At 68.1% G+C, this 17434-nt stretch carries 19 protein-coding genes; 14 read left to right on the top strand and 5 right to left on the bottom strand.

What is annotated here, in order from left to right:
* Positions 1–72 precede the first annotated feature (72 nt).
* Positions 73–918, bottom strand: coding sequence for a tocopherol cyclase family protein (locus tag FX134_RS10280; protein WP_080801328.1), 846 nt, complete (start codon positions 916–918; stop codon positions 73–75).
* Positions 919–1166: 248 nt separating this feature from the next.
* Here FX134_RS10280 and FX134_RS10275 point away from each other — a divergent pair, with 248 nt between their 5' ends.
* From FX134_RS10275 to FX134_RS10250, 6 genes are read left to right on the top strand one after another with little or no spacing between them, the layout of a single operon-like run.
* Positions 1167–1895, top strand: coding sequence for a hypothetical protein (locus FX134_RS10275; protein WP_143412179.1), 729 nt, complete (start codon positions 1167–1169; stop codon positions 1893–1895).
* Positions 1896–1905: 10 nt separating this feature from the next.
* The gene (locus tag FX134_RS10270; RefSeq protein ID WP_080801322.1) at positions 1906–2559 is read left to right on the top strand and encodes an ABC transporter ATP-binding protein; all 654 of its coding nucleotides are present in this window, start codon (positions 1906–1908) and stop codon (positions 2557–2559) included.
* Positions 2556–3188, top strand: a complete 633-nt coding sequence (locus FX134_RS10265) for a hypothetical protein (RefSeq protein WP_080801321.1) — start codon at positions 2556–2558, stop codon at positions 3186–3188. The genes FX134_RS10270 and FX134_RS10265 overlap by 4 nt, the downstream gene beginning before the upstream one ends.
* Positions 3185–4000 carry a hypothetical protein gene (locus FX134_RS10260; RefSeq protein WP_080801318.1) on the top strand — a complete coding sequence of 272 codons (816 nt, stop codon included), beginning with the start codon at positions 3185–3187 and terminating at the stop codon, positions 3998–4000. Before FX134_RS10265 ends, FX134_RS10260 begins: the two co-directional genes overlap by 4 nt.
* A 9-nt stretch (positions 4001–4009) precedes the next feature.
* Positions 4010–4885: a hypothetical protein gene (locus FX134_RS10255; protein WP_080801316.1), complete on the top strand. Its 876-nt coding sequence runs from the start codon at positions 4010–4012 to the stop codon at positions 4883–4885.
* 5 nt (positions 4886–4890) lie between these two features.
* Positions 4891–5751, top strand: coding sequence for a hypothetical protein (locus FX134_RS10250; RefSeq protein WP_080801313.1), 861 nt, complete (start codon positions 4891–4893; stop codon positions 5749–5751).
* Between the two features lie 9 nt (positions 5752–5760).
* On the opposite strand, the gene FX134_RS10245 is transcribed toward FX134_RS10250, so the two are convergent.
* The 3 genes from FX134_RS10245 to FX134_RS10235 are packed head-to-tail and all read right to left on the bottom strand — an operon-like array spanning position 5761 to position 7635.
* Positions 5761–6684, bottom strand: a complete 924-nt coding sequence (locus FX134_RS10245; protein WP_080801310.1) for a hypothetical protein — start codon at positions 6682–6684, stop codon at positions 5761–5763.
* Positions 6677–7249, bottom strand: a complete 573-nt coding sequence (locus FX134_RS10240) for an RNA polymerase sigma factor (protein WP_080801307.1) — start codon at positions 7247–7249, stop codon at positions 6677–6679. The genes FX134_RS10245 and FX134_RS10240 overlap by 8 nt, the downstream gene beginning before the upstream one ends.
* A complete protein-coding gene (locus tag FX134_RS10235; protein ID WP_080801304.1) occupies positions 7183–7635 on the bottom strand; it encodes a hypothetical protein in 453 nt (150 codons plus the stop codon). Before FX134_RS10235 ends, FX134_RS10240 begins: the two co-directional genes overlap by 67 nt.
* Positions 7636–7804: 169 nt before the next feature.
* On the opposite strand from FX134_RS10235, the gene FX134_RS10230 reads away from it, so the two are divergent.
* The 8 genes from FX134_RS10230 to FX134_RS10195 all read left to right on the top strand — a co-directional run bounded on the left by FX134_RS10230 (position 7805) and on the right by FX134_RS10195 (position 15658).
* Positions 7805–8284: a universal stress protein gene (locus tag FX134_RS10230; RefSeq protein WP_080801301.1), complete on the top strand. Its 480-nt coding sequence runs from the start codon at positions 7805–7807 to the stop codon at positions 8282–8284.
* A 131-nt stretch (positions 8285–8415) separates the two neighbouring features.
* Entirely contained in the window at positions 8416–10011 is a 1596-nt protein-coding gene (locus tag FX134_RS10225; protein WP_080801299.1) for a L,D-transpeptidase family protein, read from the top strand.
* Between the two features lie 125 nt (positions 10012–10136).
* Positions 10137–10835 (top strand): response regulator transcription factor, encoded by a 699-nt coding sequence (locus FX134_RS10220; protein ID WP_080801296.1) that lies wholly within the window; start codon positions 10137–10139, stop codon positions 10833–10835.
* Positions 10823–12352, top strand: coding sequence for a sensor histidine kinase (locus FX134_RS10215; RefSeq protein WP_080801293.1), 1530 nt, complete (start codon positions 10823–10825; stop codon positions 12350–12352). Before FX134_RS10220 ends, FX134_RS10215 begins: the two co-directional genes overlap by 13 nt.
* Before the next feature lie 56 nt (positions 12353–12408).
* Positions 12409–13173, top strand: a complete 765-nt coding sequence (locus FX134_RS10210) for a TVP38/TMEM64 family protein (protein WP_080801290.1) — start codon at positions 12409–12411, stop codon at positions 13171–13173.
* 91 nt (positions 13174–13264) lie between these two features.
* Positions 13265–13636, top strand: a complete 372-nt coding sequence (locus FX134_RS10205) for a demethoxyubiquinone hydroxylase family protein (RefSeq protein ID WP_080801287.1) — start codon at positions 13265–13267, stop codon at positions 13634–13636.
* A gap of 180 nt (positions 13637–13816) precedes the next feature.
* The gene (locus FX134_RS10200) at positions 13817–14629 is read left to right on the top strand and encodes a family 1 encapsulin nanocompartment shell protein (protein WP_080801285.1); all 813 of its coding nucleotides are present in this window, start codon (positions 13817–13819) and stop codon (positions 14627–14629) included.
* Positions 14630–14878: 249 nt separating this feature from the next.
* On the top strand, positions 14879–15658 hold the full coding sequence (locus tag FX134_RS10195) for an SDR family oxidoreductase (RefSeq protein WP_080801282.1): 780 nt from the start codon (positions 14879–14881) through the stop codon (positions 15656–15658).
* 66 nt (positions 15659–15724) lie between these two features.
* Here the strand turns inward: FX134_RS10195 and FX134_RS10190 are convergent, their stop codons facing one another.
* Positions 15725–17287, bottom strand: coding sequence for an ABC1 kinase family protein (locus FX134_RS10190; protein ID WP_143412178.1), 1563 nt, complete (start codon positions 17285–17287; stop codon positions 15725–15727).
* Between the last annotated feature and the right edge of the window lie 147 nt (positions 17288–17434).

Genomic DNA, 17434 nt, shown 5'->3' with positions numbered 1-17434 from the left:
CTTCGACTACGCGGCTTCGCCGCTCCGCTCAGGATGACAACCTGAATGAGGCAATTACCCCGTCCCTTCGCCTCATTCCACGTGCTCGTAGCCGGTGTGGGGGCAGACGGCGTCCAGCAGCGTGCGGCCGCCTTTCTCGAATGTGAAGCGCGCGGGTATGGCGGGGCTTTCCCTGATCACGCGGCGCATCTCCCCCTGGTCGGGGGCCTGCAACCGGTGTCCCTCGTCGCCGCGCACCTCCACGCGCAGGCGCAGATCGCGCTGGACGAGGTCGATCACGCGTTCCGAGGCCTCCACGATGCGCACGCCCAGATACGTGGCCAGGCGGTACTCCTCGTTGTCGAGGCTCACCACCGCGATGCAGCCGGTGAAGCGGATGCCCAGCGGTATCTCCGCTATCGCCACCATCACCGAGGCGTCGCGGTCGAAGTCGACGCTCTGCACCCAGGTATAGCCGCGCGGGAAGCTGTGCCCGCGATCGCCCTCCATGTAGCCGACGGCGTTGCGGAAGCGATGCTCCTCGCCGTCGAGCTCCACCATGCCGTCCACGCGGTGGCGCATGCTGAACACGGTGTGCTTCGTCTCCATCGGCAGCAGCGAGAACGGCCCCATGATGTCGTAGCGCAGCGGCGTGAGCGCGCGATAGCGCAGGCGTCCCTCCAGGTCGATGCCGTCCTGGTGCACGTTGAGGTCCATGCCCTCGGGTGAGAAGAAGCTCTCGGAGATGCGGATGCCCGGCACGCCGCCGCGCGAGGGCCCCACCCGCTCGAACGCCTCGAGCGGGTACGCCAGGTAGCGCGCCTTCTGCGGTGTGACCACCTGGATGAACGCGTTGTCCTCCGCGCGCCCGGGGATGACCGCCAGAAAGTCGTCGCCCTGCTCCTGCTTCATGTACCAGCCTTCGTAGTACGGCTTCATCTCGCCCGCTCCTCGCGATTCGCTGCTTGCTCCGGACGTCGATCGTAGCAAGCGCCGCCCGCGCTACCAGGCAGCCGCCCCCAGCCGTCAACCGCCCGTTGGGCAACGGTGGCGAGCGCGGATGAAAAACCTCTTCTTTCACCGATTGATGCAACATCGTTTTCTCCATAAAGCGGCGCGGCGGGAAGGCCATACAATCACTCGAAGACCAACTGCACAAACCCATGCGGAAAGGATCGGTGGAGAACATGGCTCGATCGCGCTTCCTCAGCTTCGCATCCGCAGCGGCGCTCGGCATCGCGCTGCTCGTCCTCGGCGCGTGCGCCCCGTCCCCCGGCCAGGAGCAAGCGGAGCCCTTCGCCCCGGCCGAGACCACGCTGGACAAGTCCGGGCTGTACGCCCTGGGCGAAAGCGTCTCTGTCGGCGGCCTAGCCGACGAGGGCCAGGCCACGGCTTCAGACGAAGCGCTTTTCGTGCAGCTTGCCAGCATCATGAAGCTCGATACGTTGCCGGAAGGCGTCGAGAGCAGCGATTTCAGGGGCGGCTCGTTCGACGCCTCGTCGGCCGCCGCCATGAAGGAGCGCCTCGGCTTCGCGCCCGATGCCGAGGGCGGACTTCCCGAAGGCTACTCCTACGTGCTCGTCGAGGAGTCCGTGACGAACGCGACCGACGGAACCGTCACCTACGACGTGAGCCAAGGCCGGTTCGCGCTCAGGGGAGATGCGGGGGAGCTCGAAAACGTCGGCACCGACGATCCGCTTTGGCGCAGCGAATGGAGCGGGAGCAACCTCAAGCAATACTGGCAGGTGTCCCTCGAGGCGCGCGAGAGCGCGAGCGTGCAGCTTCTCTACGCGCTGCCGGACGACGCGATCGACGCCGCCGGGCTCGCGTACCTGGTCGATCCGGGCAACGCGAACGGCGAGGAGGGCTTCACGGGCCTCAAGGCGTTCGACGTGGCCGGCCAGATTCAAGGGTAGGGTGAGTCTCATGAAGGTGGAAGTGAAGGGCCTTGTGAAGACCATCAAGGGCGCGACCGTGCTCGACGGCATCGACCTCGCCCTGGAAGGCGGGCGCGTGTACGGCCTTCGCGGCAAGAACGGCTCGGGCAAGACCATGCTCATGCGGGCGATGGCCGGGCTCATCAGGCCCACGGCCGGCGAGGTCGTCATCGACGGGCACCCGCTCGCGCCGGGCGAGTTCCCGCCGAGCGTGGGCATCATGATCGAGAACCCCGCGTTCATCGGCAAGTACACGGGCTTTCGCAACCTGAAGTACCTGGCGGGCATCAGAAACGAGATCGACGACGCGAAGATCGAGCGCACGCTCGAGGAGGTGGGGCTCGACCCGCACGATAGGCGCACCTACAAGAAGTACAGCTTGGGGATGAAGCAGCGCCTCGGCATCGCGTGCGCCGTCATGGAGGACCCCGACCTGCTGCTGCTCGACGAACCGATCAACGCGCTTGACCCCGCCGGCGTTGAGATGGTGCAGCGGCTCGTCGCCCGGCAGAAGGAGCGGGGCGCCCTGGTTGTGGTCGCCTGCCACGACGCCGAGGAGCTCGACGATTTGGCGGATGTGATCTACCTCATGGCCGAGGGACGGATCGTCGGCTGCGAGGACGGCGGGGGCGATGCCGCATGAGGAAGACGCTGTCCATCGTCATCGCGACGGCCTGCATCGCCCTCGCCGTTCTGTGCGGGTTCCGGATCGCCCAGGTGAACGCCGCCTACCCCGAGCAGCATTCCCGCGCCTTCTCGATAGGCGAGGAGGCGACCTATGCCGGCCAGGACTCCTCGGGCGGGCAGGTCGAATACGGATCGATCCTGGTGAGAGCCGAGGGGTCTTCGCTGGTCGACTACGAAGGGCTGAAGGCGCTCGTGCCCGATCACATCGACTCGTTCATAGAGGACGGCACGTTCCGCGACATGAGGGCGCTATTCGTCGAGATCGAGATGAGAAATGCCTCCTCCGAGGTGAAGAAGGTGTACGTGCGGGACTTCTCGCCGCAATCGGGCGCGTGGACGAACGGCCTGTACGCCCCGCTGTACATGACCCTGAACGACGACCCTTCGACGATCATCGAGCTGGAGCCCGGCGAGAAGGCCAGCAGGACCCTCGTCTACCTCATGTACGACGGGCAGTTCAGCGGCGGCGGTTGGGAGCGCGTCAGCGAGCGGGAGTTCGAGCTCGTTTTGGCCCTGTATCCCGACAAATACCTCATCGAGCTGGGCGTTCCATCTGCGGGCGGCAGGGAAGGGAGCACGGTATGATCACGGTGGAGTTGAAGCGGGCGTTCGCGAACAAGCTGTTCGCCGCGGCTCTCGCCATAGGCGCCGCCCTCGCGCTCGCCCAGATCGTCACGGTCGTCGTGCCTTACGGCCTGGGCGAAGAGTGGGCGTTTTGGCGCGCGGGGTCGAAGGGTGCCTATCCCAACTCGCTCTTCGACTCGTGGATGGGCGCCACCCCCTTCTCCATTTGGTCGGTGCTGTACTTCTTCGTGCTGCCCCTGACGGCCTGCCTGCCGTACGCCGACAGCCTGTATGCCGACATGAGGAGCGGCTACGCCGCGAACGTCGTGAGCAGGGGCGGGGCCGGGCGGTACTTCCGGGCCAAGGCGATCGCAGTGCTTCTGACGGCGGGCACGGTGGGCGTGGCGCCCCAGCTGGCCAACCTGCTCGGCACAGCGCTGCTCGTGCCTATCCTTGCGCCCGAGCCGACGGCTGGAACGTTCTTCGTCTTCTCGGGTTCTCTGCTCGCGGATCTCTTCTACGCATCGCCTTGGCTCTACGTCGCGTTCTTCATGGCGCTCTGCTTCGCCGTGTGCGGCCTTGTGGCGTGCTCGTGCCTCGTGTTCTCGTACCTGGTCGCGAATCGGTTCATGGTGCTCGTGGCGCCGTTTCTGGCGTGCGCCATCGCCTTCCTCGTCCTCGGGGACTTGGCGGGGTATTCCCCGATCAACCTTCTGAATCCGGCGCAAACCCATGCCGTTGCGCTTCCGGTCGTCCTGATAGTCTACGGGGCGCTGGCGGCCTTCGAGGCGGCGTTCCTCACCTGGCGGTGCCGCCGCTTCGAGGCGCTGTAGGGAGCCGGCATGGAACGCAGAAGAGGAAAGCTCGGAACGTTCGCGCACCTGGCCCGCTACGATCTGGCCAGGGGCTTCTCTTCCAACGGGACGAGGCTCGTCGTGGCCTTCGTCTGCGTCATCGCGCTCGCGGCGATGTTCCTCTCGGCGCTCGACGCCGCAGCGGGGTACGCCAGGGCGATGGGCGCCGACGACTCCTCCGGCGGGTTCGGCTTCGTCGACGTGCTCGCGTACTTCTTCGCTGGCTCGGACTACTATCGGGCGGGCGGCAAGGTGCCGTTCGCGCTGCCCATCGGATGGCTGATTCAGCAGATCCTCATCGCCGTCCTCGTGGGGAGCTACGCCGTGCACGACCTTGGCGGGCAGGCGCCCCAGGTGCTCGTGCGGATCGGCGGAAGGTGGGCGTGGTGGCTGTCGAAGTGTTTGTGGACGGCCGCGACGGTGCTGGCTTTCTACGCGGCGGAAGCCTTCGTCGCGCTGGCCGCCGCAGCAGCGCTCGGAGGGTTGGGGGCGATGGGCGATGTCGAATCGGTCGCGGTGCTCGGCTTTTCCCTGTCGGGTTTGGACGGTGCCCGGCTCGCCCTGCTGCTGGTGCTGCCCGCCGCCCTGTCGCTTGCCCTGTCGCTTGCCCAAGTGGCGCTCTCGCTGGTCGCAGGCCCCTTCATGGCGTTCGTCGCCGTGGTCGCGTTTTTGGCGACGTCGGTGTACTTCGGCTCGCCGTTGCTCATCGGAGACTGTTCGATGATGGCTCGAAGCGCCTTCGTGCAGCAGGGCGGCGTGGACGCGGCGGCGGCTCTCGCGGCGTGCGCGGGCGTCGGCTCAGTCGCCGTAATCCTCGGAGGGCTAGCCTTTTCGCGCAGGGATCTGGCCGACAGGAAGGATTAAGCGACATGGGAGGACGAAGCAGGGGGCTGTACGCCAGGACGGCGGCACAATCGCTCAGGGCCGCGCCGATCGTGATGGCGGGCTGCATCGCCGCAGTGGCGGCCGCGGCATTCGCCGCCTGCGCGCAGCAGACCGCCTACCTCTCGGCGTACGATTTGACCCCCGGCTACCTCGACAGCCTCATATGGCTCTTCTCGTCGCACAAGGGCATCCCCCTGCTGTGGTGCGTCGCGCCGGCCGCGCTCATGGTGTGGCTCGTGGCTGCGGGCCGGCACCGGCGCGGGGCGGGCTGGGCCGTCCGCCACGGAAGCGTGCGCGAGCTGTGGGTCGAGGACGTTGCGGACGCCGTGGTCGGCGCGGCCGTGTTCGGCGCCGCCACGATGGCCTCGGCGTGCGCGGCCGCATGGGCCTTCTCGGGAGGCGCGGCGGCCGACTTCGGGCCCCACGGCGTCTTCGCCGCGGTGACCGAGCAGGTGCCGCCGGGGCCCTTGGACGTCGGAACCGTCACTGCGGCAAGCGCGGCGCTGTCCTTCCTCGTGCTCGCCGTGTTCGGCACCGCGTTCCAGCTCGGGAGGCTCTTGCTGAACGGCCCCGCCGTGCCGTTCGCTACGCTCGTCCTGCTGGGACTGCCGACGATTCACGGCCCGCAGGCGTTCCTCCTCGAGGCCGCCCGGCTGCTGGGCGTCCCCGTGGATCCCAACGGCGTCACGAACCCGCTTTCGCTGCCCTTCGAGGTGAGCTCGGTGTTCTACGGCTCGTGGCTGCCGGGCGCGGGCCACGGCTTCTGGCTGCAGGCGCTGCTCTTCGCCGTCCTGCTCGCCCTCGGCCTGCTGGCCGCGCCCCGCAAGGATCGCCTGCGCCCGTGACACCTCAAGCTAGCGGCCCTTCTCCACAAGCGCGAACAGCGCAGGCTCCCCTGCGAGGGACGCCCACGCTTCGGCATCGCTCGCGCTCGGCAGCTGCGTGAGATAGGCCCGATACATGGTCTCGAAGCCCTCCGCCGGCACCAACCCGTAAGCCTTCGCCGCGCTCGACCCGTCGGCAAACGTCGCCGTCGCGCCGATGGTCACGTTCGCGAGGCGCTTTGCGTCGCATTTCGCAAGCAGGGCCTCCATCGCGTCGGCATCCCCCGACTGGTAGCAGCGATCGAACTCGACCCTCTCCTCTTCGTCGAGCACGTAGTTGAGCCCGATCTCGCGAACGACCTGCCTTCCGTCATCGAAAGGCACGGTGAACGAGTTGGACGTCTCCTCCGCAACCTCGCCTTCGCTTCCCTGGCTGCTCTTCCAGCTCCCATAGGAGACGCCTTCGCCGTCGATGGAATACGCGACCGATTCCACGTTCTTGCCGGCGACGGACATGTCGAACGCGTAGTACCTGCTCACCGTCACCACGCTGAAATCCACTGCGTCGCTTGCCGCATCGTAGAGGTACCCCGCGCTCGTGCGCGTGGGATGGAATCGGTCGAAGCCGAGATCCGCCGCGCCGTCCGGAGCCTCTTCGGCATACGCCGCCAGCGAGAACGAGTTTCCCGAAAGGAGCATCGCCACCCTCTCGAACGACCCGGCAGCCGCCAAAAGCCCCACGCCGACGACGACCGCCAGGCACGCGGCAATCGCGGGCCTCCACCTCCATGCCGCGGCTTTCGAGCCCCGGGGGTCGCCGACGCGAGGCGAGGCGCTTTTCGCGGGGAGCTCCTCGGCGCGAAGGAGCGCCTTCGTCCGGGCCTTCAGCTCGTCGCTTGCCGTCACGTCTGCTTCGATTTGGGCGTATGCCCGCTTGAACTCGGCTTCATTCATCTGCGGCTCCTTCCAGCGATATCCTGAGCGCCTTGCGCGCCCGATGGAGGTGCGATCTGACGGTCGAAGGCTTCTCGCCGAAGATCTCGGCGATCTCCTCCGTCGAATAGCCTTCGAAATAGTAGAGGTGGATGGCGCTTTTCATGGCGGGGGCGAGCCCGTCGATAGCGCGCTCCAGCGCCGTCTTAGAGAGCGAGAACTCGTCCATCTCCTCGACGGCGTCCGATTCCTCGAGCTCGGCCGTGGGCCGGCGCTTGCGAAGCTCGTCGTAGCAGCAGTTGAGGGTGACGCGGATCAGCCAGGCTTTCAGATGGTCCTCGTCGGCGATCTTGTCCTTAAACTTGAGGAGCCGCATGAAGACGGTCTGGAAGACATCCTCGGCGTCGTGCCTGTTGCCCATGTACCGGGCCGCCATCCTCAGCACCGTATCGCCCCAGACGTCGACGGCCTCGCAGACGTCGACCTCGAAGGAGCCTTCCCTCCTTCTCTTGAACGGGCTCACTCGCCGAGCCCCGGTTCCGTGCGCGCGGAGGAGCGGCCCTCGTGAAAGCGGTCCCGTCTGCATCGCTTAGCCTTGCCCAGCACTGCTTCGGAGAGCCTGGCCGGTGCATTCACCTGCGCCAGGGCCGAGCGCCACCGCTCAAGGAGGGCGTCAACCGCGTCGCCGCTCCGCTCGTCCACCGAGGCGACGAGCGCCACGACCCTCCCTTCATCGCACACCGAGACCGTCTGGCCGCACTCATCGGCCAGGGCGCAAAGGCGGTCGAAGTTGTCGCAAGCCCAATCGTAGTCCACGCTCGGCCCCTCCCCGCCCTGACGCGTCGCGGAGCACGGCTCGCGCGAGCCGCCCGCCGCGAGCCGAAGCGCATCATCGTCCCCGCTTTGCGCAAGCGGGGCCCTTCCCTTCCGCACGAGCTCGCCGTAGAGCTCCGTGAATTCCCCTTCGTCCATGGTCGTCCTTTCGCTTCCCTTTCAAGGGAAAACGGATGGGCGGCCCGAAACGTTGCAAACTCTTCCGAAAATTCGCCCCCCGCCGCCCGCACGGAGCGTCCCGCATGTCGCGGGGCCGATGGTTGCTATACTGGGAGCGAAACGGCGGCCCCGCGAGAGAGGAATCCTCATGCTCTACGATAACATCCTGGTGCCCTACGACGGCTCGCCTTCCGCGCGGGCAGCGCTCGCGGAAGCCGTGCGGTTCGCGAAGGACGACCCCGGCCTCACGCTGCACGTCGTCCAGATCGCGGACATGGAGCAGCTGGTCATCGACAAGCTCGAGGCCGAGGGGCGCGACTACGCCACCGTCTCCGCCTCCGACGATCTGCGCGCCACCCACGACGAGGTGGTCGCCGAGGCCCAGGAGCGCCTCGAGCGCCAGGTGGACGGCGTGACGCACGGCCTCATGAACAAGGCGGTCGCCGAGCTGCTCGAGGAAGTGAACCCCGGCCCCCAGATCGTCGACTACGCCGTCGGGCACGACTGCGACCTCATCGTCATGGGATCGCGGGGCCTAGGCGCGCTGCGCGGCATCATCGGCAGCGTGAGCAGCTACGTCCTGCGCAACGCCGACGTCCCCGTGCTCATCGTGAAGCATATCGACTGACGCCGCCCGCCGCGCGCATCTGGCGGGTTCAACCGTTGCTTTCATCTGACGAAATCTTCCTTTGCGCAGCGTAATCGGGCAGGGTTCGGTACAATGGACGCCGACCTGACATCCCGCGCGTGAGAGTGCTTATGAGCAAGAAGAGCAACCCGGCGTCGCACGGCCGCCATGCGGCGAGCCCGACGCCTTCCAGCAACGTCGACGAAACGACCGGCACCGGCCTCAGACCGGTGCCGGCGCCTCAGGGTCCGCAGGGCTTCGCGCCCGCCGGCCCGCCTACGCCGGCCGACTTCGGCTTCGACGAGAAGCCCCGCAACCGCCGCCCCTTGAAGGTAGCCGGCATCGTGCTGGGCATCCTCGTCGCGCTCGCGCTGGCGGCCTACCTGGCGGGGGCGTTCTACTTCACGGGCCGCTTCATGCCCAACACGACCGTCGGCGACCACGACGTCTCGCTCATGACGGGCCAAGAAGTGGGCGGCCTGCTGGCCGCGGACCTGGAAGGCTACGCCGTGTCCGTGTCCGGCCAGGGCTTCTCGATGGATATCTCGGCGAAGGACGCGGGCATGGCCATCGACACCGAGGGCGTCGTCGGCCGCATGCTGGACGACGCGAACCCGTGGCTCTGGCCGATCGAGCTCACGCGCGAGCGCGACGAGACGGACAAGATGGCCGCCTCGTACAACGAGGGCGGGCTCGGCGACGCCGTGCGCGCGGCCGTGGAGGAGTTCAACGCCTCGGCCGAGCTGCCGGTGAACGCCACGGTCGCGTTCGACGAGGGCGCGAACGCGTTCGCCGTGCAGAAGGAGTCCGTGGGCACGGCGCTCGATCCGGAGGCGGTGATCGCGTCGGTGGACGAGGCCCTGGCGACGCTCGAGCCGACGGTTAAGCTGACGGCCGAGCACCTGCTGCAGCCGAGCGTCCTTTCCACCGACGGATACCTGAAGGCTTCGGCCGACGCGGCGAACCAGCTGATGCGGGCGAACATGCAGCTCATGATGGGCGGTACGGTGGCGGCCGAGGTGAACCCCGCGCTGCTGTCGACGTGGGTGAAGTTCGACGACGCCCTCATCCCCTCGCTTGACGAGGAGGCGCTCGCCGCCTGGGTGGACGAGACGGCGGCCGCCTTCAACACGGTGGGAACGGAGCGCTCCTACACCCGTCCCGACGGCAAGGCCATCACGGTGGCCGGCGGCCCCTACGGCTGGTCGGTGGATCGCGACGCCCTGCTCGAGCTGGTGAAGACAGGCGTGGCCGAGGGCACGACCGGCGAGGTGGAGGTTCCCTGCGAGACGACGGGCACGGCCTACAACGGAGCCGGCGCGCAGGATTGGGGCGCGCGGTACTGCGACATCGACCTGTCCGAGCAGTACGTGCGCTTCTACGACGAGTCGGGTTCGCTGGTGTGGGAATCGGCCTGCGTGTCGGGCACGCCGAACGGGTCGCACAACACCCCGCCGGGCGTGTACTGGCTCAACCAGAAGGCGAGCCCCTCCAAGCTGAAGGGCACCAACCTCGACGGATCGAAGTACGAAAGCACCGTGCAGTATTGGATGCCGTTCGTCGGCAACGTGATCGGCATGCACGACGCCGACTGGCAGCCGTACTTCGGCGGCACGCGCTACCTCGACGGCGGCGGTAGCCACGGCTGCGTGAACCTGCCGCCGGGAGCGGCCTCAGTGCTCTACGGCATCATCCAATCCGGCGACGTCGTAGTGTGCCACTGGTAGCCACTTTGTCATCCTGAGCGGAGGCGGCGCGGCCGCCGGAGTCGAAGGATGGCAGATGCGCGTTGATCGTTTCTTGATATTCTCGTGGTAGACTTCCCGGACGCAGCACCGCAGAAGGGGGCACCGTGGAGGACAACGCGCGCAGGCAGCAGGCCACCATTCTCGTCGTTGACGACGAGCCGGATATCGTCGCCCTGCTGGAGGAGTATTTCGTCGGCCAGGGCTACGAGGTGCTCACCGCCTGCGACGGGCCGACCGCCCTCAAGCGCGCCGAGCGCAGCCCCGACCTCATCGTGCTGGACGTGGGGATGCCCCTCATGGACGGCTACGCGGTGTGCCGCCGGCTGCGCGAGCACCTGGCCTGCCCCATCGTGTTCCTCACCGCGCGCGTTGAGGACGTCGACGCGCTTGAGGGCTTCGAGGCGGGCGCCGACGACTACGTGCTCAAGCCCTTCTCGCTGGCCGTGCTGGGCGCGCGGGTGAAGGCCCACCTCGCGCGCGACATGCGCCAGCAGACGAGAGCCGAGGTGCGCTTCGACGGGGACATCGCCATCGACTACCGCGCGCGCACCGTGTCGGTGGCCGGCGAACCCGTGGAGCTCACGCGGCGCGAGTTCGACATCGCGGCCTTCCTCTCGAAGCATCCCGGCCAGGTGTTCGAACGCGAGCGCATCCACGAGCGCGTGGGCGGCTGGGAGGCCGAGAGCGACCCCCAGGTGGTCACCGAGCACATCCGCCGCATCCGCAAGAAGCTGGCGGCGGCCGGCGTCGCGCCCGACCCCATCGAGACGGTCTGGGGCATGGGGTACAAATGGCGCGCGTGAAGCGGAAGCGCCCGCAGAAGAAGCGCTTCGCCCGCCTGCGCGAGCGCTGGCGCAACGCCTCGCTCAAGACGTCGTTCATGGTCTACATGCTGGCGTTTTTGCTGGCGGCGCTCGTGCTGTCGACGGTCACCGGATCGATCTTCGCCAGCCTGCAAAACGACATGACCGCCGACGCGTACGAGATGGCGGGCATCTACGTGTACGACGCGGAGCAGAACGCGCTCGTGCCGGCCCGCTCCCTCTCCGTCGACGAGGCGGGCAACGAGCTGTTCGTCCAGCGCGCCGACGACGCTCGATCGCCCATCGCCCTCGACGACCCGCCGCAAAGCCTGGTCATCGAAAGCTACAAAGGCGAAGGAGGCATTCGCGCGCAGGACGTCGCCGCCTACGACGCGCGCGCCCGCGAACTCTTCGGCGAATGGGTGGCCGACAACCCCGGCAACCCCTACGGCGGCCTCTTCGACGGAACGGACGCGGCGCGGTTCGGCGACCTGCTCGTGTCGCCGACAGGCTATTACGCGCACACAGAGCCCTCGGAAGGCGCGCGCGTGCTCTCCACCTTGTTCGGCTTGCTCACGTTCCTCATGTTCCCCCTGTGGTTCGGGCTGTGCATCTTCGCGGCGGCGCGGCGGTTCTACCGCTTGCGGCTGGCTCCGGGCCTGGCCGTCCTCGACGACGCGGCGGCGAAGATAGCCGACGAGGATCTCGACTTCCAGGTGGCCTACGACCGCGACGACGAGCTGGGAAGGCTGGCCGGCTCGTTCGAGACGATGCGCGCCTCGCTGGCCGACTCGCAGCGCGCGCTGTGGCGCACGGCCGAGGAGCGCAAGCGCCTGAACGCCGCGTTCGCCCACGACCTGCGCACGCCGCTCACCATCCTGAAGGGCAAGATCGAGCTTCTGGACGCGCATCTGGGCGCGGGCGACGCGACCCCCGAGCAGCTGAAGGCGTCGGCGGAGGCCCTCGCGCGCCAGGTGGAGCGCCTGGAGCGCTACGTTGCGGCCATGAGCGGCCTGCAGAAGCTGGAGGATCGCGCCGTCGCGCGCGAGACGCTGCCGTTCGACGAGGTGGCCGAGGGCATCGACGACATCGGGCGCGGACTGGCCGCCGACGCGGGCAAGCGCTTCGCGCTGTCGGTGAGCCCGGCGTGCGATGCCGCGCGGCCCGCGCTGCACGTCGACCGCACCATCGTGGGCGAGGTGGCGGAGAACCTCGTGGGCAACGCGATGCGCTTCGCGCGGGAGCGGGTGGACGCGCGGCTCGATGTGCGCGAGGGGGCGCTCGTGCTCGTCGTGGACGACGACGGCCCCGGCTTCTCGCCCGCCGCGCTCGACCACGGCTGCGCGCCCTTCTTCAGCGAGACGCCGTCGGAGAGCCACTTCGGCCTGGGACTCAACATCGCGTCGCTTCTGTGCGAGCGCCACGGCGGGTCGCTTTCGCTGGCGAACCGGGCCGAGGGCGGCGCGCGGGCGACCGCATGTTTTGCATTGAGTTTGCCGGAGGTTGGGAAGGCGTAGACATTTGCTCCGTACCATGGGTTTCGTGAGATACGATCCCGGAAACGGAGCACCCCATGGAGAAGACCGCAACGCCCGCCGTCCCCGCCGCGCCCAAACCGCACGCACCGGGAGCCGACAGCCGCCGCGCCCTCGTGCGCAAGCGCGTCGCGGTGATCGTCGGGCTGGCGGCCCTCACGGCCGGCATCGGCGCGCTGTGGGCGCTGTTCGGCCCCGAGCTGCTGGCATTCGTAGGAGACGCGCCGCGCTTCCGCGCCTGGGTGGACGAGGCGGGCGCGGTGAGCCGCGTGGCGTTCGTGCTGGCCAACATGGCGCAGGTGGTGCTCGCATTTCTGCCCGGCGAGCCGCTCGAGCTGGCAGCGGGCTACGCGTTCGGCACGCTGGAGGGCACGCTCTGGTGCCTCGTGGCCAGCGCGCTCGGCACCGCGCTCGTCATGGTGCTCGTGCGCACGTTCGGCATGCGCATCGTGGGACTGTTCTTCGCGCCGGAGAAGATCACGTCGGTGCGTTGGCTGCAGGACGCGAGGCGCTTCGAGCTGGTGCTGTTCCTGGTGTTCCTCATCCCGGGCACACCGAAAGACCTGCTCACGTACGTGGCCGGTCTGGGAAAGAGCCCCATCGGGCGCATCGTGGCCCTCACCACGGCGGGCCGCATCCCCTCCATCATCTCCTCGACGCTGGCGGCCGGCGCGTTCGGCGACGGCAACTACGGCATGGCCCTCGCCATCGGCGCGCTCACCGTGGCGCTGGCGGGCATCGGCGTGCTCGCGTACCGTCGCTTCATGGCCAAGCATGTAGTTATTGAGAATGATTCTCAATAAGTTCAAATCTGGCTGCACAACCATGATGGACGGAGTATCATATCGGGCATAAGAAGGAACCGCTGTTCACCTGTGAAAGAGAGGGGTCCCCATGCCCAGTTTCGCCAACCCGTTCGCCGGCAACGTCGACCGCAAGATGACCAACGCCGAGCTCATGCAGGCCTTGCGCCTCGATATCGCCGGCGAGCTCGAGGCCATCTACCTGTACGAGTCCCATTACCTGGCCACCGACGATCCGGCCGCAAAAGCCGTGCTCGCCGACATCCGCGACGAGGAGAAGGCCCACATGGGCGAGCTCATCACGCTGATGCGCCACCTCGACCCCAAGGAGACGGAGTTCTTCCTGGAGGGCGAAGGCGAGGTGCAGGAGCAGCTGGCCGAGCTCGGCATCGTCACGGACGGCGAGATTGCCGCCGCGCCTACCGAGCCCGCCCCCGCCCCCACCGTCGGCGACCTGTCGTAAACCCCTTTTGCCATCCTGAGCGAGCCGCTGCGCCAAGCGCTCCCTTTGTCATCCTGAGCGAGCCGCTTGCGCCAAGCGCTCCCTTTGTCATCCTGAGCGGAGCGAACGAAGTGAGCGCAGTCGAAGGATCCCGCGCGGCGCCAGCCGGATGGCATCAACCACCACCGAAAGGAGTCCCTCATGGATTACCTCGCTCGCGATACCGCCGACCTCTCGGTCGAGCTTTGGAACCGCATCGACGACGCCGTCGTCGGAACCGCCCGCAAGCACCTGACCTGCCGCCGCTTCCTCAAGACGCACGGCCCGCTGGGCGTTGGCGCCACCACCGTCGCCGTTGACGGCGTGGCCAAGGAGGAGGTGCTCGAGGACGGCATCGGCCGCATCGTCGGCCGCACGCAGCTGGAGCTGCCGCTGTTCTACGAGGACTTCACCCTGCTCGGCCGCGACCTCGACCTGGCCGTGCGCACCGGCATGCCCGTCGACCTCGCGCCCGCCGTGGCCGCCGCCAAGAAGGCCGCGCGCCGCGAGGACGAGCTCGTGCTGAACGGCAGCAAGGCGCTCGACGTCGAAGGCCTCGTCAACGCGAAGGGCGCCGGCAAGATCAAGCGCCGCAACTGGGCGCAGGGCGAGAACGGCTTCGCCGACGTGGCCGCCGCCGTCTCGCAGCTGGCCAAGACCGGCTACCTCGGCCGTTACGCGCTGGCCGTCGCGCCCGATCTGTACCTCGACCTGCAGCGCCTGCAGCCGAACACCGGCATGCTCGAGATCGACCGCGTGCAGAAGCTCATCGGCGACAACGTGTACATGACGAGCGTCCTCGCCCCCGGCCAGGCCGTGCTCGTCTGCGCCGAGCCGGAGTACCTGGACCTCGCACTGGGGCTTGACCTCTCCGTGGGCTACCTGGAGTTCGCCGACTTCAACCACACGTTCCGCGTCATGGAGACGGCCGCCCTGCGCATCAAGGACCCCGCCGCCATCGTCGTCTTCGCGTAAGCGCGACCCCGCGCACCGCCGCTCGCAAGGCCGGCCTGTCAGGGTCGGCCTTTTTCGCGCATCGGCACGCCGTCCGTTTGCGGTTTCGTGCCGCTCCCTCGCGCACGCCTCCGCAAACCGCCGCATTCGGCCGCACTCTCGCGGCATCACAGCATCGCGACAACCGCCCCCTATCCTGTACGCATCGCCCTCCGCGCACCCGGACGGCGACGAACCCATGGGAAGGAATGCATCGAAAGGGAGGATCGCATGAGACTGGAGAACGAGAGCGCCGTCATCACCGGCGCGGGATCGGGCATGGGCCGCGCGATGACCGAGCTGTTCGCGCTCGAGGGCGCGAACATCGTAGCCGCCGACATCAACACCGACGGCGTGGAGACGCTCATCGCCGAGCTCAAGGAGAAGGGCGCGCCCGGCACCATCGTGCCGTGCAAGACCGACGTGAGCGACTGCTCCCAGGTGGAGGCGATGATCGACCTGGCCGTGGAGCGGTTCGGACGCCTGGACATCCTGGTGAACAACGCCGGCATCATGGACCATATGATGCCGGTGACCGAGCTTTCCGACGATCTGTGGGCGAAGGTCATCGACGTGAACCTGAAAAGCGTCATGTACGCTTGCCGCCACGCGATTCCCCTGATGACCGCGCCGAAAGACGGCGATCGGCAAGGCGGGCGCATCGTGAACACGGCCTCGGTGGGCGGCCTGAGCGGCTGCCGCGCGGGTGCCGCGTACACGGCCTCGAAGTTCGGCGTCGTGGGCCTCACGCGCAACATCGGCTTCATGTACGCCACCAAGGGCATCCGCTGCAACGCCATCTGCCCCGGCAGCATCGAGACGAACATCGGCGTGGGACTCTCCGCCGCGAGCGAATTCGGCATGGAGCGGGCGACCAGCGGCATCGGCTCGAACCCCCGCAACGGATCCGCCGAAGAGGTGGCGAAGGTGGCGCTGTTCCTCGCCTCCGACGAGTCGAGCTTCGTCAACGGAACCACCGTCACCGTCGACGGCGGCTGGACGGCGTTCTAAAGCGCCGCGCGCGCAGGGGGTCCGAGGGCCCTCTGCGCGCTGCTCCGCTTTCGCGCGCCTTTCGCGCTACAGCCGCTCCTCGTTTTTCTGGCGGTGGCGGATGAGGAGGTTGCGCCACACCACGTAGGCGGCCAGCACGAACGCGCCCACGTAGCCGAAGATGCCGAGGAAGGGCACGCCGAGGAACTGCGGGTGCATGTTCGTCTGGGCGATCAGGCTCGAGCCCACGAACAGGCCGGCCGAGATGAGGGCCATGGCAACCGTGCCGCTCACGGAGTAGAGGGCGGCGAGCGCGTCGGTGGGAATGCCCAGGTCGGCGCCGAAGGTCACCTGGCCGCGGTTCACCATGTCCAGCGTGTGGGATGCCTGCGTGGGCAGGCGCACGGCCGCCTCGCCCGACGACAGCGCGGTGGACAGCAGCTCGCGCGCCTTCGTCTCGACCGATTCAAGGGTGCGCTCGCGGCGCTTCACGTGGTCGGAGATGATGTCGATGACGCTCGTGTCCGGCGCGATGTCCACCAGCACGCCCTCGATGGTCACCATGCCGCGGGCGAGCAGCGTGAACGACGGCGGCATGGCCAGATTCTGCGTGCGCAGGACGTCGAACACGTCGAGCAGCGCCGAGCCCACGTTGATGTCGGCCAGATTCACCGTGGCGTAGGAAGCGAGCAGCTGCCCCAGCTGGTCGAGCAGCCGTCCGTGATCGACCGGGCCGTCCTCGCGCGCGGCGGTGAGCAGGGCCTGCATGAGCGCGTACGGGTCGTTCTCGGCCGCGGCGCGCAGCATCTTGCCCACCAGCCCGCGCTCCACCGCCGTGAGCTCGCCCACCATGCCCAGGTCGATCCACACGATGTCGCCGCCGCGCACGAGAAGGTTGCCCGGATGCGGGTCGGCATGGAAGAAGCCGTTGTCCACGATCTGCGTGACGTAGCTTTCGGCCAGCCGGTGACCGAGCTCGACGGGGTTCAGCCCGAGCGCGCGCAAGGCAGGCACGTCGTTGATCATCGGGCCGTCGACGAAGTCCATGACCAGCACGTCGTCCGAGCTGAGCGGCCGATACGGGCGCGGGCTCTCCACGCCGGGCTGGTCGTTCAGGTGCGCGCGGAAGCGCTCGAGGTTGCCCAGCTCCACGCGGAAGTCCAGCTCCTGGCGCGTCGTGCGCTCAAGTTCGGCCACCAGGTCGTCGAGCGAGAGCTTGATGCCGTCGGTCGCGCGGGTGAGGCCGACGAGCGCGACCGCCTGGCGCAGGATGGCGAGGTCCTGCATCATCTGCTCCACCACGTGCGGGCGGCGCACCTTGATGGCCACGCACGCGCCTGCCTTCGGCATGCAGGCGGGCGCGGCGGCCGCGTCGTCGGAGGAGGTCGCGGCGCCCACCGGTGCGGCCAGGGCGTTCCCCTTGGCGTGCGGGGCCACCACCGCGCGGTGCACCTGCGCGATGGAGGCCGAGCCGAGCGGGCGCTCCTCGATGCACGCGAACGTTTCGCGCCACGAGTGGCCAAGCGATGCCTCCACCGTGGCAAGCACCGTCTCGTAGGGCATGGGCGGCACGTCGGCGCGCAGACGTTTGAACGCGTTGGCGTAGTCGGGCGGGATGACGTCGCTGCGGTTCGCCGCGATCTGCCCCATCTTCACGCGTCGTACACGGCGTTCTCCATCCTCATCATGCTCATCATGGCCAACCTGTGCTATCGCTGGGGCATGTCGGCGGTGTGGCTGTTCGGCCTCGAGCGCGGCGTGCGGGCGCTGTTCTCGCTCGTCGGACGGCGGCCAGCC

Origin of the sequence: Arabiibacter massiliensis (assembly GCF_902386925.1) — a bacterium.
In the GTDB taxonomy this organism is placed as follows: domain Bacteria; phylum Actinomycetota; class Coriobacteriia; order Coriobacteriales; family Eggerthellaceae; genus Arabiibacter; species Arabiibacter massiliensis.
Note: the sequence above shows the minus strand (reverse complement) of the source record. Positions and strands in the feature narration are given on the sequence as shown.